This is a genomic window from Williamsia sp. 1138 (genome assembly GCF_002095435.2).
Lineage (GTDB): Bacteria > Actinomycetota > Actinomycetes > Mycobacteriales > Mycobacteriaceae > Williamsia.
The window spans coordinates 130,201-155,499 of record NZ_MJEJ02000043.1; the positions used below are offsets into that span (position 1 = coordinate 130,201).

Consider the following 25,299-nt stretch of genomic DNA (forward strand, 5'->3'; position numbering starts at 1 on the left):
CGAAGTATGGGAGCACTGTTATGGCTCGTAGCCGGGTTGGTCCTGATCGGCGCTGAAGCACTCAGCGGCGATCTGATTCTTCTCATGCTGGCCGGTGGCGCCCTGTCGGCAGCCGGCGTCAGTGCCGTATTCGATCCACCACTGTGGGTCGATGGTGTCGTGTTCGCCGTCGTGTCGCTGCTGTTGTTGTTCACGGTTCGACCGGTCGCGAAACGCCACATGTTCAGTCGCCCGCGTCTTGCGACCAACACCGAGGCCCTGGTGGGTCAGCACGGAGTGGTGGTCTCGGCGATCACCGAAGACGGTGGGCAGGTGAAGTTCAGCGGTGGGATCTGGTCGGCCCGAGCCGCGCATCCCGGTGATCGATTCGACGAAGGTGAAGCAGTGACCGTATTGGAGATCGACGGCGCCACCGCCGTCGTGTGGAAAGGATGAGCAACGCAATGTTGGTCGGTCTGATTGTCATCATCGTGCTGGTTCTGCTGGTGGCGGTGATCCTGGCGAAGTCAGTGGCTCTGATCCCGCAGGCCGAGGCGGCGGTGATCGAAAGGCTCGGCCGGTACACCAAGACCGTGTCGGGTCAACTGACGTTGCTCGTTCCGTTCGTCGATCGCATCCGGGCGCGCATCGACCTACGAGAGCGGGTTGTCTCGTTCGCTCCGCAACCGGTGATCACCGAGGACAATCTCACCGTGCTCATCGACACCGTTGTGTACTTCCAGGTGACCACGCCACACTTCGCGGTGTATGAGATCAACGATTACATCGTCGGTGTCGAGCAGCTGGCCACGACCACACTGCGTAACGTCGTCGGCGGTATGACCCTCGAAGAGACGCTGACCTCGCGCGATTCGATCAACGCCCAGCTTCGCGGGGTGCTCGACGAGGCGACTGGTCGCTGGGGTCTGCGCGTTGCGCGGGTCGAGTTGAAGAGCATCCTGCCACCACCGTCGATCCAGGAATCGATGGAAAAGCAGATGAAGGCCGACCGAGAGAAGCGGGCCACCATCCTGACTGCGGAAGGGCAGCGCGAGTCCGCGATCAAGACCGCGGAGGGCAACAAGCAGAGCCAGATCCTCTACGCCGAAGGCGCCAAGCAAGCTGCCATCCTCAACGCAGAGGGCGATCGGCAGTCGCGCATCCTGCAGGCGCAGGGTGACCGCGCAGCACAGTACCTGCGAGCGCAGGGTGAGGCGAAGTCGATCCAGAAGGTCTTCGCTGCGATCAAGTCGGCCAAACCGACCCCGGAACTCCTTGCCTATCAGTACCTCCAGCAGTTGCCGGAGATGGCAAAGGGCGAGGCCAGCAAAGTGTGGGTCGTTCCGAGTGACTTCGGTTCGGCGCTGCAGGGTTTCGCGAAGTCGTTCGGCGTCCAGTCCGACGACGGTGTCTTCAGATATGAGGCCCCTGCCGACGACGGTACCACCGAGGTCGACGAATCCGACATCGCGGACTGGTTCGAGACAGCAGCGGATCCGAAGGTGGCCCAGGCGGTGGCGGATGCGGAAGCCGTTGCCCGGACGCCGGTGTCGGATCAACCTCCGTTGTCGTCACGGCGGGCCGATGCCGCATTGGAGAGCGAACCGTACAACTCGCCGGCGACCCCCGGCTGGCAGGCCCCGACCTCGGGCTAGTGCACCAGCCCGGTGGTGGCCTCAGTGCAGTAGTAGGTGGCCCACTCCGGCGACCGCTGCGGCCCAGACCACGGACGCCAGGGTGCCGATGATGAACTGTTCGGCCGCCCCCGGCTCTCTCAGCTCCGGGTATCGCCCGAGGCCTTTGACCGCCAACACGATTGCGATCGCCTCGGGCCAGTGCAGGCCGAGAGCTGCGACCACCACGAGTCGCTCGAGATAGCCGATGACCCGGCCGCCCCGCAGCGGGGTGGGGACCGGTTGTCCGGCTGCCGGGTCGGCAGGATCAGGTGCAGGCGCAGGGGTATCGAGCTGCCAGGGCTCGATACCTCCGATGAGGAGCGAGCCCCGGACCATGGCGGTGCCGCCGGTGATCGCCGCAGCGGCCACCAGCAGGTGGGTGAACACGACCGCGGTGCCTCTTGCCGGGGTGCTGAGCAGCGCCAATATGGCCACGACGCCGAGCAGTGTCAACACCACTCCCGCGGCCACGTATGTTCTCCATGCCTGATGGCCGTGCACGAATCGGGCCAGTGGTACCGGCGCTGCGGCGGCCGCGCCGAGCACTATGAGCGAGGCGACGATCATCGCGCCGCCGCCAGCAGTCGGGTGGCGAGCATCCGGGTGTCCTCCTCGAGATACCAGTTGGCTGCGCGAAGTCGTTGCGACATCGCCTGGGGTGTGACGCCGAGTGTGGCAGCCGCCTCCGACTGTGTTCGGTGTCGTCGCATCTCGCGCACCGCGGCGTGGCCTGCCTCGGAGCGTTCCCCGACCACGAGCGCGAGCAGCCGCTGTGCGGTCTGGGCCGCTGACACTGTGTCCGGGTCCGTTCCGACCACGGCGACAGGGTGGGGGATCCGTTTGGCTTCGGTGACCGCGGTACGGGCTCGCTCGAAGGCGGTGCCCCGCCCGGCCCGGGTCTGATCGGGCAGCGGTCGTTCGACATCGCCGATTCCTATCCCGATGCTCCAGTGGCCGAGTTCGGCAAGGATGATCACTGCGGCGGTGACCGCTTCTGCGGAGTCGAGGACGGCCTGGAACTCGTCGCCGGCGGTGCGGTCGAACGAGCGGATCGTCGGAACGTGGCTCAGGGCGTCGAAGGCCTCGGGCAGCCGGTCGATGTTTCGTCTGCTCTGTTGCTGATCGGTGGTCATCACGTACATCAGAACCCCCCTGGACGCTCAAGTTTTAAACCTTGATAAGAAGATATCAAGTCATAGGGCTTGAATTCAAGATATCTAGCTCATGGACTTGATGGAGATGACCAATCACAGTGCTTCCATCCCTGTTCGGCCTTCCCCGACGCACCTACGCTTGCACGGGCGGCAGTCGTACCTTCTCGTCGGTCACCGCCGGATGGCGACCTCTCCTCGGCCGCCGGGAAGGGACACGTGACAGACGACATCGGGATCAGGCGGTGGGGATCGGGCAATCGCGACGCGGTGCTGATCCACGGACTCGGCAACTCATCGGAGTCATGGTGGGAGGTCGGGCCGGCGCTGGCCGAGCGTGGTTACGCTGTGCACGCCGTCGACCTGCCAGGTCACGGCGACAGCATCGCGCTGCCGAGTTACTCGGTAGAGGAGATGGTCTCTGCCGTGGTGGCTGCCGTACCGGAGGCTCCCGCATGGACCCTGTCACTCGATCCTCGAGTGTTCGACTCCTTCCGGGCCCAGAAGCAGTGGGCGATCTCTGATCTCGAGCGCAACCATCCACGATGGAGCGACGGGAGCCGCGCTCGCAAGCTCGCAGCTCTGGCCCGGTGGGATACCGCGATCCTCGACGACCTGCCCGACTTCACACCCGCGCCGATCGGTGCCCCCGAAGTACCTTCGGCGGTGATCCTTGCCGATCCGAGCGCGCTGGTACCGGTTGAACGTGCGAAGCAGTTGCGCGAACTCGGATACACCGTGCAATCGGTGGAAGGCGCGGGTCACGTCGTACATTTCGACGACTTCTCCGGCTACCTCCGAGCCCTCGACGAGGTGATCGATCGATGACCTCCCGATGATCGGGTATCAGGTGGCGTGCGGAGAGAATTCATCAGTCGGTTCGTCGGTGTCGACCGCACCGTCATCGGCAGTTTTCGGAACACCCAGCCGGGCATCGAGGATCAGACCGATCACCCCGAGGCTGAACAGCGACGCCGACAGCGCGAGCGCCCCCACACTGCCCTCTCCGGCGAGGGCGTTTCCGAGGATGACGATCGCCGCGGTCCCGGGCATGACACCGATGACGGTGGCCAGCGCGTAGGGAACGAACTTGATCGACGACAGGGCGGCGACATAGTTGGTCACCGAGAACGGGAACGCCGCGATCAGACGCAGGGAGCCGACCGCGAGCCAGCCCCGGTGCTCCATGCGCAACTCGACCGCCCGCGCCGCCGGGTGCTTCAGATAGGGCCGTGCGATCTTCCTCCCGTAGCGGCGGACCAGCAGGAACGCCATCACGGCCGCGAAGGTGGTCGCCAGCATCGCGCCGATGAATCCGACAACGGGACCGAAGAGCACGCCGGAGGCGACCGTGAACGCGGACCGGGGGACCGGGAAGATCGCGATGACGGCGTAACCGATGAAGAAGACCCACACGAAGCCCGGCCCGAACGAGTCCGCCCAGTCCCTGAGCCGCGCAACTGACGGGACCGGGATCAGATAGGCGCACAACAGGACGGCCAGCACCACCACGAGTCCGACCAACGCCCGGATCACCGCCGTACGCCGGGTGAGTCGGCCGCCTCTTTTCACGGTCCCAACCTTACGGGCGATCAGGTCGTCCAGCGTGTGCCCGAGGTGTGCCCGATCCCACTCCGCGAACCACCGGCCTCCCCGTTTGGCCCGAGCGATTGATCGGCTACTGTCGATCCACGTCCAGATGCGACAGACATCACGACGTCACCAGCTGATCGAAGGGCTCACGACGAATGCCGGATACCGGACCAGACTTCCAAGACCTGGAGGCGAACTACGAACAGTGGTCCGCCGCCGCTGCGCAGGTACTCGCGAAGTCCAAGCGGGTCGACGTCGCGGATCTTCGCGACACCCCTGAGGCGTTGCTCTCGACGATCACGCCCGACGAGCTCGTCATCAAACCGCTGTACACGCGCCGAGACGAAATAGACGAGCCGGGACTGCCGGGTACGTATCCGTTCGTCCGCGGAAGCGATCCCACTCGCGATGTGAACATGGGTTGGCGGGTCACCGAGCGTTTCGGTGACCCGGGAGACGTAGCGAAGCGGAGCTCGACCAGTAGTCCAGGAGACGTGGCGAAGCGGAGCTCGACCGATGAGCCACTGAGCGAGCCGCAGGATCCGGCGGCGTTGAATGCGGCCATTCTGGACGCGTTGAACAACGGTGCCAGTGGCCTGTGGCTGACCGTCGGACCGGACGCGATCGGCGTCGATCAGCTGGCGGCAGTTCTCGACGGTGTCCTGTTGGACCTGATCCCGGTGACGATCGATGCGGGTGCTGCGGGCATCGAAGCCGCACGAGTCCTCGCGCCGCTGCTACCTGATACCGCGAGCGTCGGTACTGCCTCGTCCTTTGGATTGGCCCCGCTGACCGCTGCGTATTCCGGCCGTCCCGCCGTGGACCTCGACGCCGCTGTGCGCGTTGCCGCAGAAGCCGGTCCCGGGGTTCGTGCCATCCGCGTCGACGGCACCGACTTCGCACTGGGGGGCGCCACCGATGTGCAGGAACTGGCCTTGGTCACCGCAGCGGGTGTCGATTACCTGCGTGCCCTGACCGCAGCGGGTGTGGCTGTGGACAGCGCGCTGTCGCAGTTGACGTTTGCGCTGTCCGCCACCGACGACCAGTTCGGCACGATGGCGAAGTTCCGCGCCATTCGGCGGTTGTGGGGCCGCGTCGCCGAGGCCTCCGGGGCGCCCGAGGCGGGCGCGGCGGTGACCCATGGGGTCACGGCGCTGGGAATGATGAGCCAGCGCGATCCCTGGGTGAACATGCTGCGGGTCACCACGGCGACGTTCGGTGCCGGGGTGGGCGGTGCCGATCAGATCACCGTGCTGCCCTTCGATGCCGCATTGGCCCCCGCCGATCGCACGACCAACCCGAGCTTCTCGCGGCGCATGGCGCGCAACACACAGTTGCTGCTCCTCGAGGAGTCCAACGTCGCGAAGGTCGTCGATCCGGCAGGCGGCGCGTGGTTCGTCGAATCCCTCACCGACAACCTGGCGTCGGCCGCGTGGGCATTGTTCCAGGACATCGAATCGAAGGGCGGCTACCGGCAGGCGCTGGCCGACGGCTGGATCGGCGAACAGATCGCCACCGCGCTGACCGCCAGGGAGAAGGCCGTCGCGCACCGCACCACCGCGCTCACCGGGATCAACGAGTTCCCGAACCTCGGCGAGAAGCCGTTGCGCACACCGGAGTCGGCGGATTTTGCCGATCTGCCGTCGGCGGCGCCCGTCCTCGCTCGCATTGCTCGGCCATTCGAACGACTGCGGGATCGCTCCGATGCCCATCTGGCCGCGCACGGCCATCGGCCGACCGCGATCATGTTGCCGTTGGGTTCGGTCGCCGAGCACAACGGCCGGACCACGTTTGTCGCGAACCTACTGGCGGCCGGCGGAATCGAAACCGTCAACCCCGGTCCACTGGACGGTGCTTCTGTGGCCGGGGCCATCGAAGCCGCCGGGACCCCGACGGTCGCAGTGCTGTGCGCTGCCAACCCGCGGTATGCATCGGACGGCCCTCCGGCGCTCGCCGCAGCGCGGGCCGCAGGTGTGTCGACTGTGTTGCTCGCCGGACCACCCAAGGCATGGACCGATGAGTCGGACAAGCCGGATGGTTATCTGCAGATCGGGATCGATGCGATCTCGGTGTTGACCGAATTACTCGACACGATCGAGGCGAAGAGCTGATATGACCAGTACCCAGAACAAGTCCATTCCGGCGAGTTTCTCTGATGTTCCCCTCGAGAGCCCCGCGGTCGTCCCGGCGGCAGGGGAGAGCGACAAGCTGATCTCGGACATGGCCGGTGCGCACGGCTATTCGACCGAGCAGGTCACCTGGAACACCCCCGAACAGATCGACGTCAAGCCGCTGTACACCCGGGCCGATCGGGACGCGGTGACCACCGGCGGTGAGCATCCTTACCCGCTCGACACAATCCCCGGGTCGGTGCCGTATCTGCGTGGGCCGTATCCGACGATGTACGTGAATCAGCCGTGGACGATTCGTCAGTACGCCGGGTTCTCCACCGCGGCGGAGTCGAACGCCTTCTACCGCCGCAACCTCGCCGCCGGTCAGAAAGGGCTGTCGGTGGCGTTCGATCTCGCGACCCACCGCGGCTACGACTCCGATCACCCGCGTGTGGCGGGCGACGTCGGCATGGCCGGGGTGGCCATCGACTCGATCCTCGACATGCGTCAGCTGTTCGACGGCATCGATCTCGGGTCGGTATCGGTGTCGATGACGATGAACGGTGCCGTGCTCCCGATCCTCGCGTTGTACGTGGTGGCGGCTGAGGAGCAAGGGGTGCCGCCGGAGAAGCTTGCCGGGACCATTCAGAACGACATCCTCAAGGAGTTCATGGTCCGCAACACCTACATCTATCCGCCGAAGCCGTCGATGCGGATCATCTCGAACATCTTCGAGTACACCAGTCTCAAGATGCCCAAGTTCAACTCGATCTCGATTTCGGGCTACCACATCCAAGAGGCCGGGGCCACAGCCGATTTGGAGCTGGCTTACACCCTCGCCGACGGGATCGAATATCTGCGGGCAGGCGTGGACGTCGGCTTGGATGTCGACAAGTTCGCGCCGCGGTTGTCTTTCTTCTGGGCGATCGGGATGAACTTCTTCATGGAGGTCGCGAAATTGCGTGCGGCGCGGTTGATCTGGAGTGATCTCGTCGCCAAGTTCGAACCGAAGAACGTGAAATCCTTGTCGCTGCGGACCCACTCGCAGACGTCGGGGTGGTCGTTGACCGCGCAGGATCCGTTCAACAACGTCGCGCGCACGTGTATCGAGGCGATGGCCGCAACGCAGGGTCATACCCAGTCGTTGCACACCAACGCGCTCGACGAGGCGCTGGCGTTGCCGACGGACTTCTCTGCGCGTATCGCCCGCAACACTCAGTTGCTGCTGCAGCAGGAGTCGGGGACCACCCGCCCGATCGATCCGTGGGCGGGCTCGAACTACGTCGAATGGCTGACCCACGAGCTGGCCACCAAGGCGCGCGCACACATCGCCGAGGTCGAAGAGGCCGGCGGCATGGCTCAGGCCATCAACGAGGGCATTCCGAAGCTGCGCATCGAGGAGGCTGCAGCGCGGACACAGGCCCGCATCGACTCGGGGCAGCAGCCGGTCATCGGCATCAACAAGTATCAGGTCGACGAGGACCAGGAGATCGAGGTCCTCAAGGTCGAGAACTCCAAGGTGCGCGTCGAGCAGCTCGAAAAGCTCGAACGTTTGCGTGCCAACCGGGACACCGAAGCCGTCGAGGCGGCGCTGGCGAATCTGACCCGGGCGGCCGCGGCCACCGAGGGCGGACTGGAGAACAACCTGATGGCACTGGCGATCGAAGCGGCCCGTCACCAGGCCACCGTCGGTGAGATCTCTGAGGCCCTGGAGAAGGTCTACGGTCGCCATCAGGCAGAGATCCGCACGATCAGCGGGGTGTATCGACATGAGGCGGGTCAGGTGAAGAACATCGACGCAGCGATCGACATCGTGAACAAGTTCGCCGACGCCGAGGGTCGTCGGCCCCGCGTGTTGGTCGCCAAGATGGGCCAGGACGGGCACGACCGCGGCCAGAAGGTGATCGCGACCGCGTTCGCCGACCTCGGCTTCGACGTCGATGTGGGCCCGCTGTTCCAGACCCCTGACGAGGTGGCGTTGCAGGCGGCGGACAACGACGTACACGTGGTCGGTGTCTCCTCGCTGGCGGCAGGTCACCTCACCCTGGTCCCCGCGTTGCGAGACGCACTGGCCAAGGTCGGTCGTGGGGACATCATGATCGTGGTCGGCGGCGTGATCCCACCCGGCGACTTCGACGAACTGTACGAGGCCGGAGCCGCTGCGATCTTCCCGCCCGGCACCGTCATCGCTGATTCGGCCGTGGAGCTGATCAACAAGTTGGCAGCCGAACTGGGGCACGAGCTCGCGTCGTGACCGACTACGCACATGCCTAGGCCCCCACTGGATCTGGCGGCGATGGCCGATGCCGTCCGGGCCGACAAACGCGCTGATCTGGCGCGTGCGATCACCCTGGTCGAGTCGACGCGGGCCGATCATCGCGACCAGGCCCAGGAACTGCTCCTGTCGCTCGGTACCGACACCGGCAACTCATACCGGGTAGGGATCACCGGTGTCCCCGGGGTGGGCAAGTCGACGACCATCGAGGCCCTCGGCATGTACCTCATCGAACAGGGTCACAAGGTGGCCGTGCTGGCCGTCGACCCGTCCTCGACTCGCACCGGCGGCTCGATCCTCGGCGACAAGACCAGGATGGGGCAGCTCTCCGTACATCCTCGGGCCTACATCCGGCCCTCACCCACCTCGGGCACGCTGGGCGGGGTGGCCAAGGCCACCCGCGAGACCATGGTGCTGCTCGAGGCAGCCGGGTTCGACGTGGTCCTGGTGGAGACCGTCGGTGTGGGTCAGTCCGAGGTGACTGTCGCGAACATGGTCGACGTCTTCTGTTTCCTCACCCTTGCCCGCACCGGAGACTCGTTGCAGGGCATCAAGAAAGGCGTCCTCGAACTGGCCGACATCGTCGTGGTCAACAAGGCCGACGGTAAGTACCAGCGCGAAGCCCAGAACGCGGCTCGGGAACTCCAGGGAGCGCTCAAGCTGCTCACGCCACACGAAGCGATCTGGCGCCCGCCGGTGCTGACCATGAGCGCCCTGGAGAACACCGGCGTCGCGGAGTTCTGGCAGACAGTCCTCAAACACAAAGAGGTCTTGCGCGAGGCGGGCGAGTTCGAGGCCCGTCGCAACCGCCAACAGGTCAACTGGACCTGGGCCATGGTCACCGACCAACTGCTACGTCGTCTCGACGCGAATCCGGAAGTGCGCGCGATCAGAGACCGTGTCGAGGACGAGGTGCGCGCTGGCACCCTCACACCCGCCTTGGCCGCCGCCGAAATAGTCGAGGCATTCGACTCGTAACATTTGTTCGCTCCGTCGTGGGTGTTCTACAACTGAGGCCCACCCACCCGTTTTCGCCTCGCCCACCGGCAGTTGTGGGTGGGTGGCGCGATTTTGGGTGGGTGGTGGTGTGGGGGTGGCTCGCTCGCCCACCCGTTTTTGCGTCGCCCACCGGTAGTTGTGGGTGGGTGGCGCGATTTTGGGTGGGTGGTGGTGTGGGGGTGGCTCGCTCGCCCACCCGTTTTTGCGTCGCCCACCGGTAGTTGTGGGTGGGTGGCGCGAATTCAGGTGGGGGAGGGCGCGGCGACAACCATCGCGAAGGCGGCGACACGTTCGATCAGGTCGTCGAAGAACAGATCGGCGTCGGTCGTGGTCGCTATCTCGGCGTTGACCGGGCGCCCCCAGAATGCCCGCTCGTCGGCGACCGTCGTTCCGCGCGTGAGCGATCCGGTCGTCTCCACATCCACGCACGCTGAGCGTGTCTGCGTGATCGACGGGTCCAGCGCGACCGCGGCGGCAAAGGGATCATGCATGTGCGCGATGTAGCCCTCGGATTGCGCCTCGTGGAACTCGAAGTAGAAACGGACGGCGTCGACCAGATGCCGGATGAGCACATTGTCCGCGACCGAACGGGTTCCGGGTTCGTCGTCCGGACCGGGTTGCTCCACCGGACTCGATTCGGCGAGGGCCGCGAGCCGGCCCAGATGATCCGGGGTCATCCGGATGGTCTCCGTGAGATCGAGCGGACAGATGATGGGCCGCGGTGCGCCGTCGACGCCGAAGGCGGCGAACACCTCTTTGGCCGCTTCTGGATCCACCGCGATGTTCCATTCGCTCGTGGGGGTGGTGTTGCCACCGTGGTGGAACACTCCGCCCATGATGACGAGTCTGCGTAGCCGCGTCGGCAGCAATGGGTCCCTGCGGATGGCCAGCGCCAGATTGGTGAGCGGACCGGTCACCAAGCCCACCATCTCGCCCGGGTGGTCCGCGGTCAGGTCGATCCAGGCGTCCGCTGCGTCGCGGGACGATGTCGTCGAGGTGGGCACCGGCAGTTGGGCGTATCCGATACCGAGCGGGCCGTGGGTGTCCTCGGTGGTGATCAGCGGCGTCTCGAGTGGCGCCTCGGCACCCAGGCACACCTCGACGTCGTCGCGTCCGCACAGTTCCAGCCAGGCGAGGTTGTTGCCGCACACGACATCGGTCGGGACGTTGCCGCCGGTGGACAGGACCGCGCGCAGATCCGCAGCCGGATGGGCCAGCAGATAAACCAGCGCGAGAGAGTCGTCGATACCGGTGTCGCAATCGAAGATCAGGGGAACGGAAACCACCTGATGACCGTAGTTGAATCCGGGATCGAGGAGAACTCCACCCGAAACCCTGTCGTGGTGCGACGTCGACTGCTAATCTGAACACAACCGTTTCCTGATGAGAGGATCCACCATGACGATCACGGAACCGACACCCCGTCAGCGCACGTCCGCCCCGGGTGAGGGCGAAGATCGACTGATCAACAACAGCGACAGTGACATCGAGCTCGTACCGCCGGGTTCGATCACGGCCGAGCACACCGGTCGCTTCACATTTCTGCCCGTCAACGGGGCCGCGTTCGTCATGCAGGTGATGCACCCGGTGATCGGCGACGTCGTCGGCAAGTACTCGGTCTTCCGGACCGACCCGGGTGGGCGTGCGATCCGGTCGATCGACTCGGTGCTGCGCTGGGTGTACGGGGGCGAAGAGGCGCTGGCAGAGGGTAAGCGACTCCGGAAGATGCATCAGCCGTTGCAGATGAAGAACGCCCAGGGCAAGCACATCAGCGCGCTCAATCCCGAGGCCTACCAGTGGGTGATCGCGACGGCGTTCCCGACCACGCTGTCGGCGGGGCCGCTGCTCATCGGACGTGAGTTCAGCGACACGGAGAAACAAGAGATCTTCCGCGACAATCGACGCATCGCAAAGATCGTCCAGGTGCCGATGAAGGGGTACCCAGAGTCCATCGGGGAGTTCGATGAATACTTCGACGACTTCATCGAGAACAAACTGGTGGCTCACGAGGTCGCGCTGGAGCTGATCGCTCAGATGCGGCAGGCGCCGCCTCTTCCCGAGTCGGTGCCTGCGGCGCTTCGGCCCGCCGCGATCAAGGCGGCGAAGATCGCCACCTCACCGATCCAGAATCTGAACTACTTGACCACGGTGGGGGTGATGGATCCCCGGGTGCGTGAGATCCTCGGCCTGAGCTGGAGCGACCGTGAGCAGCGTGACCTCGAGCGGATGCACCGCGTCATCCGACGTTCCTACAAAGTGTTGCCGGATCGATTGACCTACTTCCCGCTGGCCTACCACGCCCGCCGCCACCATGCGGCGATCCTTGCGATGAAGAAGCGGGAGAACGCCGGCGCCGCCTACCACGTGCGCGAACGTCAGGCCTGAGTCAGGACATCCCGCGTCAGCTCCAGTTGGCCCAGGTGTTGGGCCAACTCGCGCTGGATGTGGAGCAGCACCCACTCCGGCGTCGCGGTCGCGGCGTTGCCGCGGGTGGACCCCTGTGCGGATCGGTCGCGGATCCCTTCGGACACAGCGATATCCACCCAGCTGGGCAGGCGCGACCGGACCTCGCCGACCCGGTGGATGAGCTCATCCACCGGTCCGGTGGCAATGAACTCCGCATCTCGGTCGCGTGGTATCCGCTCCCCACCGATCACTGATCCAGCCCAGTGCTCCAACATCCCCACACAGTGGAACACGATGGCGTACGGGCTGTTCGCGCCGTCGAGAGAAGGCCGGCGATTGGCCAGGTCGTCGCCGAGGTCGGCCAGGATCGACGTCATCGCCTCGAGCGATTCGCCGCCGATCTCGAGCATGGCCTCGGCCAGCGGCGACGAGACCTGATCCTTACCGTTCACCACGGGTAGGGCTCGAAGTCCTTGAGGAACACCCCGTACAGATCGACACCCGACTCGCCCTGGACGACGGGGTCGTATACGCGCGCCGCGCCATCGACGAGATCGAGAGGCGCCCGGAAGCCTTCCTCGGCCAGCCGCACCTTGCTGGTGTGCGGGCGCTCGTCGGTGATCCAGCCGGTATCCACCGCGGTGACCAGGATGCCGTCGTCGAAGAGGTCACCCGCGCTGGTACGCGTCAGCATGTTCAACGCGGCCTTGGCCATGTTCGTGTGCGGATGACCCGGCCCTTTGTACCCCCGAGAAAAGATGCCTTCCATCGCGGAGACGTTGACCACGTACTTCCGCCGTGCGGGTGATGCACGCAGCGCAGGGGTCAGCCTGGACAGCAGGATGAACGGGGCCACGCTGTTGCACAGCTGCACCTCGAGCAGTTCGAGCGGGTCGACCTGATCGACGGTCTCGACCCAGCTGTTGCTGTCGACGAGGTCCGGCAACAGTCCTCCGGCGTCGATGGCGGTGCCGTCTGCGATCCGTTCGACGGTCGCCGAACCCGCTGTCATGGCAAGGGCAGCGAGCGCCTTGGCAGCAGAATCGGAATCGCCGCCGGAAGCCAGGGCCTGTGGGTGTAACTCACTGCTGTCGCCCATCGTCAGCACCGGGACCGTCGCCGCGGCCCCGGTCAGTGGGGCGCGCTCGGCATCCGCGAGCGAACTGTACGCACCGGGGGACCGTCGCACCGTCTGCGCGGCGTTGTTGATGAGGATCTCCAACGGTCCCTTCGCCGCGATCGAATCGGCGAGATCGGTCACCTGGGCGGGATCGCGAAGATCGATACCGACGATGTGCAGCCGATGCAACCACTGGTCCGAGTCGGGCTGCCTGGCGAACCGGCGTGCGGCATCGCGTGGGAACCGGGTCGTGATGGTCAACTCGGCGCCATCACGCAGGAGCATCAAGGCGATGTACATCCCGATCTTCGCGCGGCCGCCGGTCAGCAGAGCGCGTCGTCCCGTGAGGTCGGCGTGCTGGGTTCGCTTCTCCCGGTTCTCGGCAGCGCACGCAGGGCAGAGTTGATGGTGGAATGCGTCGACCCGCGTGTACTCCTGCTTGCAGATGTAGCAGTTCTGCGGACGGATGAGGGTCCCGGCACTGGATCCGGGCGCGCCGGTCAGCGGCAACCCGGCTGTCTCGTCGTCGATGCGGTCGGGTGAACCGGTTGCCGTCGCGGCCAGCACTTTTCGGTCCGCGTCCAGGCGCACCTGGTGCTTTTGCTTCTTGCGGCGACGCTTGGCCTGTTTGAACATGTGCGCGACCGCGCGCTGGACCTGGATCGAATCCGGATGTCCGGCGTCGAGTTCCGCCGCCTGATCCAGGACCCGGCGGAACACCGCCATGTCGGCGACGTCGATGGAATCAGTGGGGGCTTCGTGCACGCATCGCATTGTAGTGACCGTTCGCGATCGTCAGATCCGCCTGCCCGGCGTTCACGTCGCGGGGGCCGGGGGCGGAACCGGTTGGGTTGCCTCGACAGCGCGGCGCGGCGTCATGGCCACGAACCACGCCTCCTGGACGCCGAGGATCACGATGATCGTCAGCAGCAGGCCCTCGACCTCTATGGGGGCCAGCGTGATATTCAGGGCGTCGACGAGAGCGGGCGAGAGTGCGACGACGAAAACCAGCACATACAGCGGTACTCCGAGACCGGCCAGGATCCACGGCATGACCTTGCTGTCGGTGTTGGCGCGGAACTGGATCGCCAGCATCACCACGCCGATGGCCCCGACGACACCTGCGAAGGCGAATCCGGTCCGCCAGATGGCGCCGATCTGCGGAGCGACTTGTGCGAAGAGGGAGACCGCTGCGGCGACGACGAACTGTAGGGAGACGAGGTAGGCCATCTGGCCGCCGTGGCCGTCCTTGCCGGTGAGATCGTCGCGATCCTTGATGGCCACCCACCACAGACCGAGCAAGGTGAAGTTCGTGGCTGCTACGACTCCGTAGAAAGCGGACTGGTCCATAGCGGAACCATAATCGCAGGTGAGAACACGCGGGTGGTGCTTACGCCGGGTAAAGAAAAACCGTGATCCGCATCTCTGCGAACCACGGTCTCCTTGGGTGTCCGAGGGGGGACTTGAACCCCCACGTCCGTTAATAGGACACTAGCACCTCAAGCTAGCGCGTCTGCCATTCCGCCACTCGGACCCGAGTCGCTGTCAGGACGTACCTGCCAGCGCCGGATAACATTAGCCGACTGGCCGCCTTCAACCCAAATCGCCAGCACAGCCCCGATATCGACGCCGTTTTGCTACCAATGATCCATGGATCGGTCGACGATGATCTGCCGCACGTGCGCGGTGGAACACAGCAAGGATCTGCCGGCGCGGTGCCGGATCTGCGAGGACGAGCGTCAGTACATGCCGCCGGAGGGTCAGCTGTGGGTGTCGCTGGCGCAGCTGGGCGCGGAGGGGCAGCGGATCGTCGTGGAGGAACTCGAACCGGGGCTTGTCGACATCCACACAATCCCGGGCGTCGGGATCGGCCAGCACAGCAAGTTGGTGTGCACGCCCTCCGGGAACCTGCTGTGGGACCCGCCCGGGTTCATCGATGACGCCGGCGTCGAGGCGGTGCGATCGTACGGCGCGGTGGTCGCGATCGTCGCCAGTCATCCGCATATGTTCGGCGTACAGGTGGAATGGAGTCGTGCGCTGGATGATGCACCCGTGCTGGTCGCCGAGCCGGATCTGGAGTGGGTGGCTCGCCGGGACCCGATCATCGAGACGTGGTCCGAAGATGTGGACGTGTTGCCGGGAGTGACCCTGACACAACCGGGCGGGCATTTCCCAGGGAGCGGGGTCGCCTTGTGGAGGGCGGGCGCGGGTGGGCGGGGAGTGCTCCTCACCGGCGACACCGTCCTTCCCAACCCGGATCGGTCCAGCCTCAGTTTCATGCGCAGCTATCCCAACCGGATACCGCTGTCAGCGGCAGTCGTCGAGCGGATTGCAACCCACCTCGACAGGTTCGACTACGACCGGATCTACGGAAACTTCGCCGACGTCATCGATTCGGATGCGCGGCGGATTCTCAGACGCTCGGCCGATCGCCACATGGGTTGGGTGCGGGGTGATTTCGACCACCTGACCTGACCGGACGCGCACGCTGCGAGCAGGATGCCCACCGCATTACCTGCCGTGGTGATAGGAATGTGCAGGTGAACGACAAAGCAAAGCGTGCCACCGACGAAGTCGTCGAGTTGGTCAGCAGGCTGATCCAATTCGACACCAGCAATACGGGCGAGCTCGCGACCACCAAAGGCGAGGCAGAGTGCGCCCGGTGGGTGCAACAGCGGCTCGACGAGGTCGGGTTCGAGACCGAGTACGTGGAGTCGGGTCAGCCCGGGCGCGGCAACGTGTTCGCTACGCTGCCCGGAGCCGATCGCGGTCGCGGCAAACTGCTGCTCCACACCCACCTCGACGTGGTTCCCGCGGAGCCCGCCGACTGGAGCGTGCACCCGTTCTCCGGCTCGGTGAAAGACGGATATATCTGGGGCCGTGGGGCCATCGACATGAAGGACATGGTCGGGATGGCGCTTGCGCTCGCCCGTCAATTCAAGCAACAGGGCACCGTGCCACCTCGCGACATCGTGTTCGCGTTCCTGGCGGACGAAGAGGCCGGCGGCAAGTGGGGCTCGCACTGGCTGGTCGCCAACCGCCCCGATCTCTTCGAGGGGGTCACCGAAGCCGTCGGAGAGGTGGGCGGGTTCTCGCTGACGGTCGACCGCCCCGACGGCACCCAGAAGCGGCTCTATCTCGTCGAGACGGCCGAGAAGGGCATCGCGTGGATGAAGCTGACCGCGACGGCCACCGCGGGCCACGGTTCGTTCCTGCACGAGGACAACGCCGTCACGATCCTCTCCGAAGCGGTTGCGAAGCTCGGCAGGCACCGTTTTCCGCTCGTGATGACCGAATCGGTGTCTCAGTTCCTTGCTGCGGTGTCCGAGGAAACCGGCCTGGACCTCGACCTTGACACCCCGGACCTGGAGACCGTGCTGTTCAAGATCGGCAGCATCGCGCGCATCATCGGGGCGACCTTGCGCGACACTGCCAACCCGACAATGCTGCAGGCCGGGTACAAGGCCAATGTCATCCCGCAGACCGCCACGGCTGTCGTCGACTGCCGAGTGCTGCCGGGCAGGCAGGCGGCGTTCGAAGCCGAGGTCGATGAACTCATCGGACCGGCTGTCACCCGGGAATGGGTGACAAAGCTGGACTCGTACGAGACGACGTTCGACGGCGACCTCGTCGACGCGATGAACAATGCAATTCTGGCCCACGATCCGCAAGGCCGGACCGTGCCGTACATGCTGTCGGGCGGCACCGACGCGAAAGCCTTTGCCCGACTGGGTATTCGATGCTTCGGTTTTGCGCCCCTGAAGTTGCCGACCGATCTCGACTTCGCCGCACTGTTTCACGGCGTCGACGAACGGGTACCGGTGGAATCGCTGCTGTTCGGGACCGAGGTGCTCGAACATTTCTTGTTGCACAGCTGAAACTGCGCACCTGTGTCGCCGCCTCACGCATGATGGAATGGCCACCTACGGAAAGGACGCGAACAACGATGTCGAGGTACAACCCGTACGACGCACTACCGAACTTGCCGGCTTTCACCCTGACCTCTGAGAGCATCACCGACGGATCGCCTCTGAGCACCCCTCAGGTATCGGGGATCATGGGCGCAGGCGGTGAGGACATCTCTCCTCAGCTGAGCTGGTCGGGATTTCCCTCGGACACCAAGAGCTTTGCGGTGACGGTCTACGACCCCGAGGCACCGACGGCATCAGGTTTCTGGCACTGGGCAGTCGCCGACATCCCCGCAGCCATCACCTCGTTGACCGCAGGCGCCGGTGATGGAGAGCCCGGGTCGTTGCCCGCAGGTGCGGTGGCCCTCAACAACGACGCATCCGTACCGCGTTTCATCGGGGCGGCGCCGCCTCCGGGTCATGGCGTGCACTACTACTACACGGTCGTCCACGCGGTCGACGTCGACAGCCTCGGTCTCCCGGACGGTGCGACACCGGCGTACCTGGGGTTCAACCTGTTCTCCCACGCGATCGCCCGGGCGATCATCACCAACACCTACGAGCGGCCTGACGGCGACTAGTAAAGACTGAACCCAAACCCCAGTCTGTTCCGGCATATCCACGTGTTGCAACACCTGGAAAGGCTTGGACAGGCTGGGTTTGTTCAAGCTGGGTGTGTGACTACCGTTTCGCTGCTGCGCTGCCCACGGCGTCGGCGATCGAACCGTAACCGGCTTCGCGTACCCGTTGGGCGAGCCCTCGATGAATCTGCTTGGTCCACAACGGACCTCCGTAGATGAAACCGGTGTAGCCCTGGATCAGCGAAGCGCCTGCGCAGATCCGCTCCCAGGCCTGCTCGGGTGTTTCGATGCCGCCGACGCTGACCAATGTCATGCGGGTACCGACGCGGGAGTACAAACGACGCAGCACCTCGAGTGAGCGATCGGCCAGTGGCGCACCGGACAATCCGCCTGCTCCGTATCGTTCGACGTCCGAGGGCGCCGTCGAGAGCCCGTCACGGCTGATGGTCGTGTTCGTGCAGACGATGCCGGCCAGACCCAACTCGACTGCGAGGTCGGCAATTTCGTCGATGTCCTCGTCAACGAGGTCCGGCGCGATCTTGACCAGTACAGGGATGTCGACGGCTTCCTGTACTGCTGCGAGCAACGGTCTCAACGATTCGACCGCCTGCAGGTCGCGAAGACCCGGGGTGTTGGGTGAGCTGACGTTCACCACGAGAAACTCGGCGAGGGGCGCCAGTAGACGTGCACTCACAAGGTAGTCGGCGACCGCGTCGCCCGCCGGGACGGCTTTTGTCTTTCCGATGTTGGCGCCGATCGGCACCATCGTGGTGGTCGCCTTGCGCTGCTTGAGCAGATTCGCCGCGGCGCCGGCGCCGTGGTTGTTGAACCCCATCCGGTTGATGAGAGCCCTGTCGTGCGGCAGTCGGAACAGACGCGGCGCCGGGTTCCCTGGCTGCGCCTCGCCCGTGACAGTGCCCACCTCGGCAAAACCGAAGCCAAGTGCGCCCCATGCGTCGACGGCCTCTGCGTTCTTGTCGAACCCGGCCGCGAGCCCGAGCGGGGCGGGGAAGTCGACACCGAAGACGCGGGTGCGCAGCACCGGATCGTCGACGACGAGCACGCGAGCCACGAGTGCTCGCAGCGGGTTGATGCGGCCCACCCAGGTGATCAGCCGCGCCATCGCCCGATGAATTCGTTCGGGTGGAATACGGAACATCAGCGCGAGTAGCGCGCCGTAGAGCCGCCGGTACAGCGGATCCATCATGCGCTCATCTCGGTATTCGGCTGGTCGGTCGACGCCAATCGCGGACGTCGCCGTCGGAGCAGTACTTTTCGGCTGCCATCGGCGTACAGGCGTACGCGGGACAGCTCCCAGCCGCCGAACTCCGCCTGGATCGAAAGCCGCATCGATGCCGAGACGCGGGTCACGTCCGGGGGTAGGCGCAGCGGGATGTACTCGTAGTCATCCGCTGACATATCCCATTCCCGTGGAAAACCCCGGGTTCGCTTATTCGTCACCATGACCACCCTTCACTGCCGCGACTGCCGCCTCACTGCTGATCAGGGGAGATGGCCTGCAGGCCCTCACCCCGGGCCGAGAGCAGATACACCGTCCCCTTGTCGGGATCCACCACCATGGAGTCGGCTTGACCGACCGTCGTGAACTGCCGCGTCTGGACCGGGGTCCCTGAGGCCAGCTCGTAGGCTGTCACCCTGTTGTCGCCGGTGGTCGCGACCCACGCCAGGTTGTGGGTGTCGTCATAGCCTACGGCGTAGGGGCCGAACGCCACCGGGTAGCGGAACTTGTTGACGAGCGGGTCGCCGCTGAACCCGAGGAACTCGCCGCCCTTGGTGTCCGTGCTCAGGAAACGCCCGTAGTGGTCGACTGTGAGGTTTGTCGCACCGTCGCCGGAACGCAGGGCGACACCCAGGTCGCCGTCGGCGACGTCGACCTGTGTCACCGACGACTGGGCCCGGTCGAGCGCGACGACCTGGCCGTCGTGTTCGGCGAGGGCGTCGACGCGAACGAGACCGGAGATGGTTCGCTGAACGCGCCCTTCCGCGTCGATGACGGCTATCTGGCCGAGGTCGTTGCCCACCAGGGTCTGCCCTTGGGAGGTGAGCACCGCCGACAGCGGTGTTCCCGGCAAATCGGTTCTGGCCACGTCGCCGGTGGCCGAGTCCACCGTGAGCAGCGCGTTGGGGATGAGAACCTGCAGCACGCCGTTCGCGAAGGTTCCGAACCCGGATGCCTTGTCGCTCAACCCGACAGAGCGGGTCGGCGTCGACAGTGCCGAGGTCTGGCGAAACTCCACCGACCGGCGGTCGGACGACAGGACGGCCAACTGCTCGGTACTGGGACAGTAGGCGAGCGCGGCGCCGGCCTCCGGCATGGGGACGACCTGTCCCGCGGGTACACCGGCCGCGACGGCAGGTGCTGCGATCGGTGTCTGCGGCGCGATCGTCGGGACGTCGGGAGTGTCTGCGGAATCGGAACATCCCGCCAGCAGAGTCACCACCGCAGCTGCCGCCGCCATCACCACGCCAGCTCTTCCGCGCACATTCATGGGACCCATCTTGCTGGTTCCCGTGCGCTGCGCCGAAATCCGGTGCGTCAGATGCGTCCGGCGGGGAGTGGACGGCCGACTCCAGTAGCATCTGCGCGGTGACCGACACGATGAGTTGGGCCCAGTCGATCGTCTTGGGGGCCGTTCAGGGACTGACCGAATTCTTGCCCGTATCGTCGTCCGGACATCTGCGGATCGTTTCCGAGATCTGGTTCGGGGAAGACGCCGGTGCATCGTTCACGGCGGTCACCCAGCTCGGAACCGAAGCAGCAGTCCTGGTGTTCTTCGCGAAAGACATCATCCGGATCGTCGCGGCGTGGTTCCGCGGCCTGTTCGACGCCTCCAGACGCGACCTCGATTATCGGATGGGGTGGTACGTGATCATCGCCACCATTCCGATCGGCGTCCTCGGATTCCTGTTCAAAGATCAGATCCGCACCGGTGCCAGGAATCTGTGGCTGGTCGCGGCCATGCTCATCTTCTTCTCGATTGTCATCGCCGCGGCCGAGCACTTCGGGCGCAAGAACCGGCCGATCGAGAAGCTGACCACACGGGACGGTCTTGTGATGGGCTTCGCGCAATGCCTGGCGCTGATCCCTGGTGTTTCTCGCTCGGGCGCCACTGCCAGCGCGGGTCTGTTCCTCGGCCTCGAACGCGAAGCAGCGGTCCGGTTCTCGTTCCTCCTGGCGATCCCAGCGGTGACCGCGTCCGGCTTGTTCAGCCTGCCCGATGCGTTCGATCCCAGCGGCGACGGCATGGAAGCGCCGGGACCTCAACTGCTCGTCGCCACGGCGATCGCGTTCGTGGTCGGTTATGCGGCCATCGCCTGGCTGCTGAAGTTCGTCGCAAACCACTCCCTGTACTGGTTTGTGGGGTATCGCGTGATTCTCGGCATCGTGGTCATGGGTCTGCTCGCGGGCGGAGTCATCAGCGCGACCTGACCGCACCGGCCGTCTGGCTCCCAGGGGCTGCCGGCGCCCTTCTGACCTGCGTCACCCCAGGCGGGTGCGCACTTCCGCATAAGGTGAAATACGTGACGGTCATATTGCTACGCCACGGTCGGTCGACAGCGAACACCTCGGGTGTGCTGGCCGGCCGGACTCCAGGGGTCGACCTCGACGAGCACGGTCGTGCCCAAGCAGCCGCGATCGTCGAGCGGATTGCCGCTGCGGGCACCCTGGCAGCCGTCGTCAGGTCGCCGCTACAACGCTGCGAGCAGACGGTGCTGCCGCTGGTCCAACACCTGGGTGTCGAGGAGATCGTCGAGGAGCGGCTCCTCGAGGTCGACTACGGGCAGTGGTCCGGCCGCCCCATCAAGGAATTGCTGTCCGAACCGCTCTGGCGGGTGGTGCAGCAGCAACCGTCCGCCGCGATCTTCCCCGGCGGTGAAGGCCTCGCGCAGGTGCAGGCACGAGCGGTTTCCGCGGTCCGTGAGCTCGACGCCCGGTTCTCGGGCGAAGACGGTGCAGGAGTCTGGGTGGCGTGCACGCATGGCGATGTCATCAAGGCGGTCCTCGCCGACGCGATGGGGATGCACCTCGACTCGTTCCAGCGGATCGTCGTGGAGCCCGCATCCATGAGTGTGGTCCGCTACAGCGTCGCGCGGCCCTATGTGCACGCGGTGAACTGCACGTCGACATTGCAGAAGTTGGGGTCGGCGCCGAAACACGAGGCCAAGACCGACGAGAAGCACGCCGACGAAGCCGTTGTCGGCGGTTCGACCGGGACCTGAACGACGATCAGGACCTGCGACGGCGCGCCGGTCGCCGAACGTCCATGGTGTGGGCGAACCCGCCCCGAATGGGGATAATCGATTTCGAAGAACGGAGGTGCCATGGCCAGAGCGATACACGTCTTCCGCAGTCCGGACCGTTTCATCGCCGGAACGGTCGGCCAGCCCGGTGACCGGACCTTCTACCTGCAGGCCGTCCACGAGACCCGCGTGATCAGCGTGATGCTCGAGAAGCAGCAGGTACAGATACTCGCCGATCGGATCGGAGCGCTGCTGGAGGAGGTGCACCGCCGGTTCGGTACGCCGCTGCCCGCGGAGCTGACGCGGGTGGAAGATCTCAACCCGCTGGTGATGCCCGTGGACGCCGAGTTCCGGGTCGGGACGATGGGCCTCGGGTGGGATTCGGAGTCCGAGGCCGTGGTGGTCGAACTGCTCGCCATCACCGAGGGCGAGTTCGACGAGAGCGTCGTCCTCGACGACACCGAGGACGGGCCAGATGCGGTCCGGGTGTTCTTGAGCACGGGTGCGGCTCGCGAGTTCGCGACGAGATCGTCCAGTGTCATCTCCGCCGGTCGTGAACCGTGCCCGCTGTGCGGTGACCCGCTTGATTCGGCCGGCCACATCTGCGTCCGCACGAACGGCTACCGGCGCGATGCCGAGTTCGGGCCGTCGCTCGAGTTCGTCGATCCCGACCTGTTCGATGACCCGGGCCTCGAAGGGGACGACGACACCGACGAGGGTCCGACCGCAGGGCCGGACAGGTAGCGACCACGTGAGTGCAACAGCGCCGGAGCGTGAACCGCTCGACGTGGCGCAGATTCTCGCCGAAGGCGACCTCGATCTGATCGGACAGATCCGTTCGGCCAGCAATGCCACCCTGGTGTGCGACGCCGTCCTCGGAGACGATCGAGTCAGATGCGTGTACAAACCCGTGCGGGGAGAGCAACCGTTGTGGGACTTCCCCGACGGAACCCTGGCCGGTCGTGAGGTTGCCTCTTTCCTGATTTCCGACGCACTCGGATGGTCGGTGGTGCCGGTGACGCTGCTGCGTGACGGGCAGTTCGGGCCCGGCATGGTGCAGCGGTGGATCGACACGCCCGAACCCACCGACGCGTTGCCTGCGCGACTGGATCTGGTCGACCTGTGTTCGCCGGACCTGATCCCCGAAGGATGGAAGCTGATCTTGTCCGCGATAGACGGTCGGGGTGAAGACGTGGCGCTGGTTCACGCGGACGATCCGCGGCTGCAGAGGATGGCGGTCCTGGACGTTCTCATCAACAATGCGGACCGCAAAGGCGGCCACGTCCTCGAGGGTCTCGACGGTCAGGTCTACGGCGTCGACCACGGCATCTGCCTGCATACCGAGGACAAGTTGCGAACCGTGCTGTGGGGCTGGGCGAACCAACCGATACCGGCACACCTCATCGACGATGTCGAAGGTTTGGTGCGCTCGCTGGAGCAGGCGTCGTCGCCGCTTCGCGAGCGATTGACGGACCTCATCACGCCCGCCGAGATCGACGCCCTGAGCGAGCGGGCGATGGTGATGGTGGCTGATCCGGTGATGCCCGACGCGAACCGGTCCCGGCCCATTCCCTGGCCCGCATTCTGATGGGTCCGAGATTCGGGCAGCCCTGACAGCGGTCGCTGCCGGCGTCGCCTTAAGGTGGTGTTCATGCAGTCGTGGTCTGACACCGTCGTTCCGCCCGTGCCCGGTCGGGGCCCGGCATTGAGGCTTTTCGACACCTCTGACAAGCAGGTCCGCCCCGTCGTTCCCGGCCCTACCGCAACCATGTATGTGTGCGGCATCACTCCCTACGACGCAACACATCTCGGCCACGCTGCGACGTATCTCGCGTTCGATCTCGTGAATCGGGTCTGGCGTGACCTGGGTCACGATGTCCATTACGTCCAGAACATCACCGACGTCGACGACCCGCTGTTCGAGCGTGCTGAACGGGACGGAATCGATTGGGTCGACCTGGGGCAGCGTGAGATACAACTGTTCCGCGAGGACATGGCCGCGTTGCGGGTGCTACCGCCACGCGACTACATCGGCGCGGTCGAATCGGTAGACGAGGTCGTGGAGGTGGTCGGGAAACTGGTTGCGTCCGGTGCCGCCTATATCGTCGACGACGCAGAGCACCCCGACATCTACTTCCGGACCGACGCAACCGAACAATTCGGCTACGAGTCGGGATATGACCTGCCGGAGATGCAGAAGTTCTTCGCCGAACGCGGCGGCGACCCGGACCGGCCGGGTAAGCGGGACCCGCTCGACGCCCTGGTCTGGCGAGCAGCTCGCGATGGTGAACCATCGTGGGACTCTCCGCATGGCCCCGGCCGGCCGGGCTGGCACATCGAATGCGCGGCAATAGCTTTGAATCGGATAGGTTCCGGTTTCGACGTGCAGGGCGGGGGCAGCGACCTGATCTTCCCGCACCACGAGTTCTCTGCAGCCCACGCCGAGGCGCTGACGGGTGACCGGCGGTTCGCCAAGCACTACGTGCACACGGGAATGATCGGACTCGATGGCGAGAAGATGTCGAAGTCTCGGGGAAATCTGGTGTTCGTCTCCGCACTGCGTGCGGCACAGGTCGACCCGGCCGCGATCCGGCTCGGGCTGTTCGCCGGGCACTACCGGCAGGACAGAGCGTGGACAGATGACGTCCTCGACGACGCCGTCAGCCGCCTCGACCGGTGGCGTCGTGCCGCGGCCCGGGACTCCGGACCTGCGTCCGCGGCGACGATCGAGCGTCTGCGTCAGCACCTGGCAGACGATCTCGACACTCCCAAAGCGATTGCCGCCATTGATGCCTGGGCCGGTGACGCGCTCGACGGATTGGGTTCGGACACCGATGCCCCCGGCGAGATCGCCGCGGCGGTCGACGCGTTGCTGGGCGTCCCGTTGACCGGGTCCCGGTAAGGTTTCCCAACGTGGCGAACGTTGAGGAGATCGACCCCGGTACGGCACAGGGCGTATGGACCGTGTTGACCCGCACGTCGACCTACCTGCTCGACTTCGGTGAGATGACGCTGCTGCGAGCCCCCGGAGTCGGTGGTACAGACGACGAGTCCTGGTCGGTGAGTCGACTCCGCCGAGACTCCGAGGACATCCCGCTGCTCGGCGTGAAGTCGTGCCGCGTAGGAGAGTCCGCCCAGTTCTGGGTGCGTGCCGCCGACGACCCTGATGTCCGGACGTGGCGAATCACCACCCCGGTGGTTTCGATCGAACGGATCTCCTGACCGTCGATCGGTTCG

At 65.4% G+C, this 25,299-nt stretch carries 26 protein-coding genes and 1 tRNA gene; 16 read left to right on the top strand and 11 right to left on the bottom strand.

The genetic code is table 11. The features are described from left to right. Positions 1 to 6: 6 nt before the first annotated feature. Together BH683_RS14155 and BH683_RS14160 are read left to right on the top strand one after the other, a co-directional pair. Positions 7 to 435: an NfeD family protein gene (locus tag BH683_RS14155; protein WP_084836896.1), complete on the top strand. Its 429-nt coding sequence runs from the start codon at positions 7 to 9 to the stop codon at positions 433 to 435. Beyond that, positions 432 to 1,634 carry an SPFH domain-containing protein gene (locus BH683_RS14160; RefSeq protein WP_084836897.1) on the top strand — a complete coding sequence of 401 codons (1,203 nt, stop codon included), beginning with the start codon at positions 432 to 434 and terminating at the stop codon, positions 1,632 to 1,634. Before BH683_RS14155 ends, BH683_RS14160 begins: the two co-directional genes overlap by 4 nt. Positions 1,635 to 1,655: 21 nt before the next feature. Here the strand turns inward: BH683_RS14160 and BH683_RS14165 are convergent, their stop codons facing one another. Beyond that, a complete protein-coding gene (locus tag BH683_RS14165; RefSeq protein ID WP_084836898.1) occupies positions 1,656 to 2,222 on the bottom strand; it encodes a hypothetical protein in 567 nt (188 codons plus the stop codon). Beyond that, positions 2,219 to 2,788, bottom strand: a complete 570-nt coding sequence (locus BH683_RS14170) for a hypothetical protein (protein ID WP_308203575.1) — start codon at positions 2,786 to 2,788, stop codon at positions 2,219 to 2,221. The genes BH683_RS14165 and BH683_RS14170 overlap by 4 nt, the downstream gene beginning before the upstream one ends. 237 nt (positions 2,789 to 3,025) lie before the next feature. Between BH683_RS14170 and BH683_RS14175 the strand changes: the two genes are divergently transcribed. Then, complete coding sequence (locus BH683_RS14175; RefSeq protein ID WP_084836900.1) at positions 3,026 to 3,634, top strand: alpha/beta hydrolase family protein; 609 nt, start codon at positions 3,026 to 3,028, stop codon at positions 3,632 to 3,634. 18 nt (positions 3,635 to 3,652) lie between these two features. Here the strand turns inward: BH683_RS14175 and BH683_RS14180 are convergent, their stop codons facing one another. Next, entirely contained in the window at positions 3,653 to 4,378 is a 726-nt protein-coding gene (locus BH683_RS14180; RefSeq protein WP_084836901.1) for a TVP38/TMEM64 family protein, read from the bottom strand. A 176-nt stretch (positions 4,379 to 4,554) separates the two neighbouring features. On the opposite strand from BH683_RS14180, the gene BH683_RS14185 reads away from it, so the two are divergent. From BH683_RS14185 to meaB, 3 genes are read left to right on the top strand one after another with little or no spacing between them, the layout of a single operon-like run. After that, entirely contained in the window at positions 4,555 to 6,510 is a 1,956-nt protein-coding gene (locus BH683_RS14185) for a methylmalonyl-CoA mutase family protein (protein ID WP_084836902.1), read from the top strand. 1 nt (position 6,511) lies between these two features. After that, positions 6,512 to 8,764 (top strand): methylmalonyl-CoA mutase, encoded by a 2,253-nt coding sequence (gene scpA, locus BH683_RS14190; protein ID WP_084836903.1) that lies wholly within the window; start codon positions 6,512 to 6,514, stop codon positions 8,762 to 8,764. Positions 8,765 to 8,776: 12 nt separating this feature from the next. Then, entirely contained in the window at positions 8,777 to 9,763 is a 987-nt protein-coding gene (meaB, locus tag BH683_RS14195; protein WP_084836904.1) for a methylmalonyl Co-A mutase-associated GTPase MeaB, read from the top strand. Between the two features lie 263 nt (positions 9,764 to 10,026). Here meaB and BH683_RS14200 read toward each other — a convergent pair whose 3' ends face one another. Further along, the gene (locus BH683_RS14200) at positions 10,027 to 11,070 is read right to left on the bottom strand and encodes a nucleoside hydrolase (RefSeq protein WP_084836905.1); all 1,044 of its coding nucleotides are present in this window, start codon (positions 11,068 to 11,070) and stop codon (positions 10,027 to 10,029) included. Between the two features lie 112 nt (positions 11,071 to 11,182). Between BH683_RS14200 and BH683_RS14205 the strand changes: the two genes are divergently transcribed. After that, the gene (locus tag BH683_RS14205; protein ID WP_084836959.1) at positions 11,183 to 12,169 is read left to right on the top strand and encodes an oxygenase MpaB family protein; all 987 of its coding nucleotides are present in this window, start codon (positions 11,183 to 11,185) and stop codon (positions 12,167 to 12,169) included. Here the strand turns inward: BH683_RS14205 and BH683_RS14210 are convergent. From BH683_RS14210 to BH683_RS14225, 4 genes are all read right to left on the bottom strand, one after another. Further along, positions 12,160 to 12,645, bottom strand: a complete 486-nt coding sequence (locus tag BH683_RS14210; protein ID WP_246833374.1) for a DinB family protein — start codon at positions 12,643 to 12,645, stop codon at positions 12,160 to 12,162. The two genes, BH683_RS14205 and BH683_RS14210, sit on opposite strands and share 10 nt — an antisense overlap. Beyond that, positions 12,639 to 14,036 (bottom strand): SDR family NAD(P)-dependent oxidoreductase, encoded by a 1,398-nt coding sequence (locus BH683_RS14215; RefSeq protein ID WP_246833381.1) that lies wholly within the window; start codon positions 14,034 to 14,036, stop codon positions 12,639 to 12,641. The genes BH683_RS14210 and BH683_RS14215 overlap by 7 nt, the downstream gene beginning before the upstream one ends. A gap of 90 nt (positions 14,037 to 14,126) precedes the next feature. After that, positions 14,127 to 14,660 (bottom strand): hypothetical protein, encoded by a 534-nt coding sequence (locus BH683_RS14220; protein WP_084836907.1) that lies wholly within the window; start codon positions 14,658 to 14,660, stop codon positions 14,127 to 14,129. 98 nt (positions 14,661 to 14,758) lie between these two features. Next, a tRNA-Leu gene (locus tag BH683_RS14225) sits at positions 14,759 to 14,844 on the bottom strand. A 116-nt stretch (positions 14,845 to 14,960) separates the two neighbouring features. On the opposite strand from BH683_RS14225, the gene BH683_RS14230 reads away from it, so the two are divergent. The 3 genes from BH683_RS14230 (at position 14,961) to BH683_RS14240 (ending at position 17,799) form a co-directional block, all read left to right on the top strand. Next, positions 14,961 to 15,785: an MBL fold metallo-hydrolase gene (locus tag BH683_RS14230; protein WP_084836908.1), complete on the top strand. Its 825-nt coding sequence runs from the start codon at positions 14,961 to 14,963 to the stop codon at positions 15,783 to 15,785. Between the two features lie 65 nt (positions 15,786 to 15,850). Next, on the top strand, positions 15,851 to 17,188 hold the full coding sequence (locus BH683_RS14235; RefSeq protein WP_084836961.1) for a M20/M25/M40 family metallo-hydrolase: 1,338 nt from the start codon (positions 15,851 to 15,853) through the stop codon (positions 17,186 to 17,188). Positions 17,189 to 17,256: 68 nt separating this feature from the next. Then, positions 17,257 to 17,799 (top strand): YbhB/YbcL family Raf kinase inhibitor-like protein, encoded by a 543-nt coding sequence (locus BH683_RS14240; protein ID WP_084836909.1) that lies wholly within the window; start codon positions 17,257 to 17,259, stop codon positions 17,797 to 17,799. Between the two features lie 100 nt (positions 17,800 to 17,899). On the opposite strand, the gene BH683_RS14245 is transcribed toward BH683_RS14240, so the two are convergent. From BH683_RS14245 to BH683_RS14255, 3 genes are read right to left on the bottom strand one after another with little or no spacing between them, the layout of a single operon-like run. Further along, on the bottom strand, positions 17,900 to 19,006 hold the full coding sequence (locus tag BH683_RS14245; RefSeq protein WP_084836910.1) for a quinone-dependent dihydroorotate dehydrogenase: 1,107 nt from the start codon (positions 19,004 to 19,006) through the stop codon (positions 17,900 to 17,902). After that, positions 19,003 to 19,263, bottom strand: coding sequence for a DUF5703 family protein (locus BH683_RS14250; protein WP_084836962.1), 261 nt, complete (start codon positions 19,261 to 19,263; stop codon positions 19,003 to 19,005). The genes BH683_RS14245 and BH683_RS14250 overlap by 4 nt, the downstream gene beginning before the upstream one ends. 29 nt (positions 19,264 to 19,292) lie before the next feature. Then, complete coding sequence (locus BH683_RS14255) at positions 19,293 to 20,309, bottom strand: hypothetical protein (RefSeq protein WP_143696054.1); 1,017 nt, start codon at positions 20,307 to 20,309, stop codon at positions 19,293 to 19,295. A gap of 98 nt (positions 20,310 to 20,407) precedes the next feature. Between BH683_RS14255 and BH683_RS14260 the strand changes: the two genes are divergently transcribed. From BH683_RS14260 to BH683_RS14285, 6 genes are all read left to right on the top strand, one after another. Further along, the gene (locus tag BH683_RS14260) at positions 20,408 to 21,250 is read left to right on the top strand and encodes an undecaprenyl-diphosphate phosphatase (RefSeq protein ID WP_210405211.1); all 843 of its coding nucleotides are present in this window, start codon (positions 20,408 to 20,410) and stop codon (positions 21,248 to 21,250) included. Between the two features lie 92 nt (positions 21,251 to 21,342). After that, positions 21,343 to 22,041, top strand: a complete 699-nt coding sequence (locus BH683_RS14265; RefSeq protein ID WP_084836912.1) for a histidine phosphatase family protein — start codon at positions 21,343 to 21,345, stop codon at positions 22,039 to 22,041. A gap of 102 nt (positions 22,042 to 22,143) precedes the next feature. Next, positions 22,144 to 22,806, top strand: a complete 663-nt coding sequence (locus BH683_RS14270; protein WP_084836913.1) for a DUF3090 domain-containing protein — start codon at positions 22,144 to 22,146, stop codon at positions 22,804 to 22,806. Positions 22,807 to 22,813: 7 nt separating this feature from the next. After that, positions 22,814 to 23,650: an SCO1664 family protein gene (locus BH683_RS14275; protein ID WP_246833375.1), complete on the top strand. Its 837-nt coding sequence runs from the start codon at positions 22,814 to 22,816 to the stop codon at positions 23,648 to 23,650. Positions 23,651 to 23,713: 63 nt separating this feature from the next. Beyond that, the gene (gene mshC / locus BH683_RS14280; RefSeq protein ID WP_084836964.1) at positions 23,714 to 24,964 is read left to right on the top strand and encodes a cysteine--1-D-myo-inosityl 2-amino-2-deoxy-alpha-D-glucopyranoside ligase; all 1,251 of its coding nucleotides are present in this window, start codon (positions 23,714 to 23,716) and stop codon (positions 24,962 to 24,964) included. An 11-nt stretch (positions 24,965 to 24,975) separates the two neighbouring features. Next, positions 24,976 to 25,284: a hypothetical protein gene (locus BH683_RS14285; protein WP_084836915.1), complete on the top strand. Its 309-nt coding sequence runs from the start codon at positions 24,976 to 24,978 to the stop codon at positions 25,282 to 25,284. Positions 25,285 to 25,299 lie beyond the last annotated feature (15 nt).

Excerpts from the sequence above, each read along its gene's own strand:
- BH683_RS14170 (WP_308203575.1), bottom strand. The coding sequence starts at position 2,788 with ATGACCACCGATCAGCAACAGAGCAGACGAAACATCGACCGGCTGCCC.
- scpA (WP_084836903.1), top strand. The coding sequence starts at position 6,512 with ATGACCAGTACCCAGAACAAGTCCATTCCGGCGAGTTTCTCTGATGTT.
- BH683_RS14245 (WP_084836910.1), bottom strand. The coding sequence starts at position 19,006 with ATGATGGATCCGCTGTACCGGCGGCTCTACGGCGCGCTACTCGCGCTG.
- BH683_RS14230 (WP_084836908.1), top strand. The coding sequence starts at position 14,961 with ATGGATCGGTCGACGATGATCTGCCGCACGTGCGCGGTGGAACACAGC.
- BH683_RS14155 (WP_084836896.1), top strand. The coding sequence starts at position 7 with ATGGGAGCACTGTTATGGCTCGTAGCCGGGTTGGTCCTGATCGGCGCT.
- BH683_RS14185 (WP_084836902.1), top strand. The coding sequence starts at position 4,555 with ATGCCGGATACCGGACCAGACTTCCAAGACCTGGAGGCGAACTACGAA.
- BH683_RS14220 (WP_084836907.1), bottom strand. The coding sequence starts at position 14,660 with ATGGACCAGTCCGCTTTCTACGGAGTCGTAGCAGCCACGAACTTCACC.
- BH683_RS14215 (WP_246833381.1), bottom strand. The coding sequence starts at position 14,036 with ATGGCGGTGTTCCGCCGGGTCCTGGATCAGGCGGCGGAACTCGACGCC.
- BH683_RS14165 (WP_084836898.1), bottom strand. The coding sequence starts at position 2,222 with ATGATCGTCGCCTCGCTCATAGTGCTCGGCGCGGCCGCCGCAGCGCCG.
- BH683_RS14160 (WP_084836897.1), top strand. The coding sequence starts at position 432 with ATGAGCAACGCAATGTTGGTCGGTCTGATTGTCATCATCGTGCTGGTT.
- mshC (WP_084836964.1), top strand. The coding sequence starts at position 23,714 with ATGCAGTCGTGGTCTGACACCGTCGTTCCGCCCGTGCCCGGTCGGGGC.
- BH683_RS14270 (WP_084836913.1), top strand. The coding sequence starts at position 22,144 with ATGGCCAGAGCGATACACGTCTTCCGCAGTCCGGACCGTTTCATCGCC.
- BH683_RS14240 (WP_084836909.1), top strand. The coding sequence starts at position 17,257 with ATGTCGAGGTACAACCCGTACGACGCACTACCGAACTTGCCGGCTTTC.
- meaB (WP_084836904.1), top strand. The coding sequence starts at position 8,777 with ATGCCTAGGCCCCCACTGGATCTGGCGGCGATGGCCGATGCCGTCCGG.
- BH683_RS14205 (WP_084836959.1), top strand. The coding sequence starts at position 11,183 with ATGACGATCACGGAACCGACACCCCGTCAGCGCACGTCCGCCCCGGGT.
- BH683_RS14255 (WP_143696054.1), bottom strand. The coding sequence starts at position 20,309 with ATGAATGTGCGCGGAAGAGCTGGCGTGGTGATGGCGGCGGCAGCTGCG.
- BH683_RS14250 (WP_084836962.1), bottom strand. The coding sequence starts at position 19,263 with ATGGTGACGAATAAGCGAACCCGGGGTTTTCCACGGGAATGGGATATG.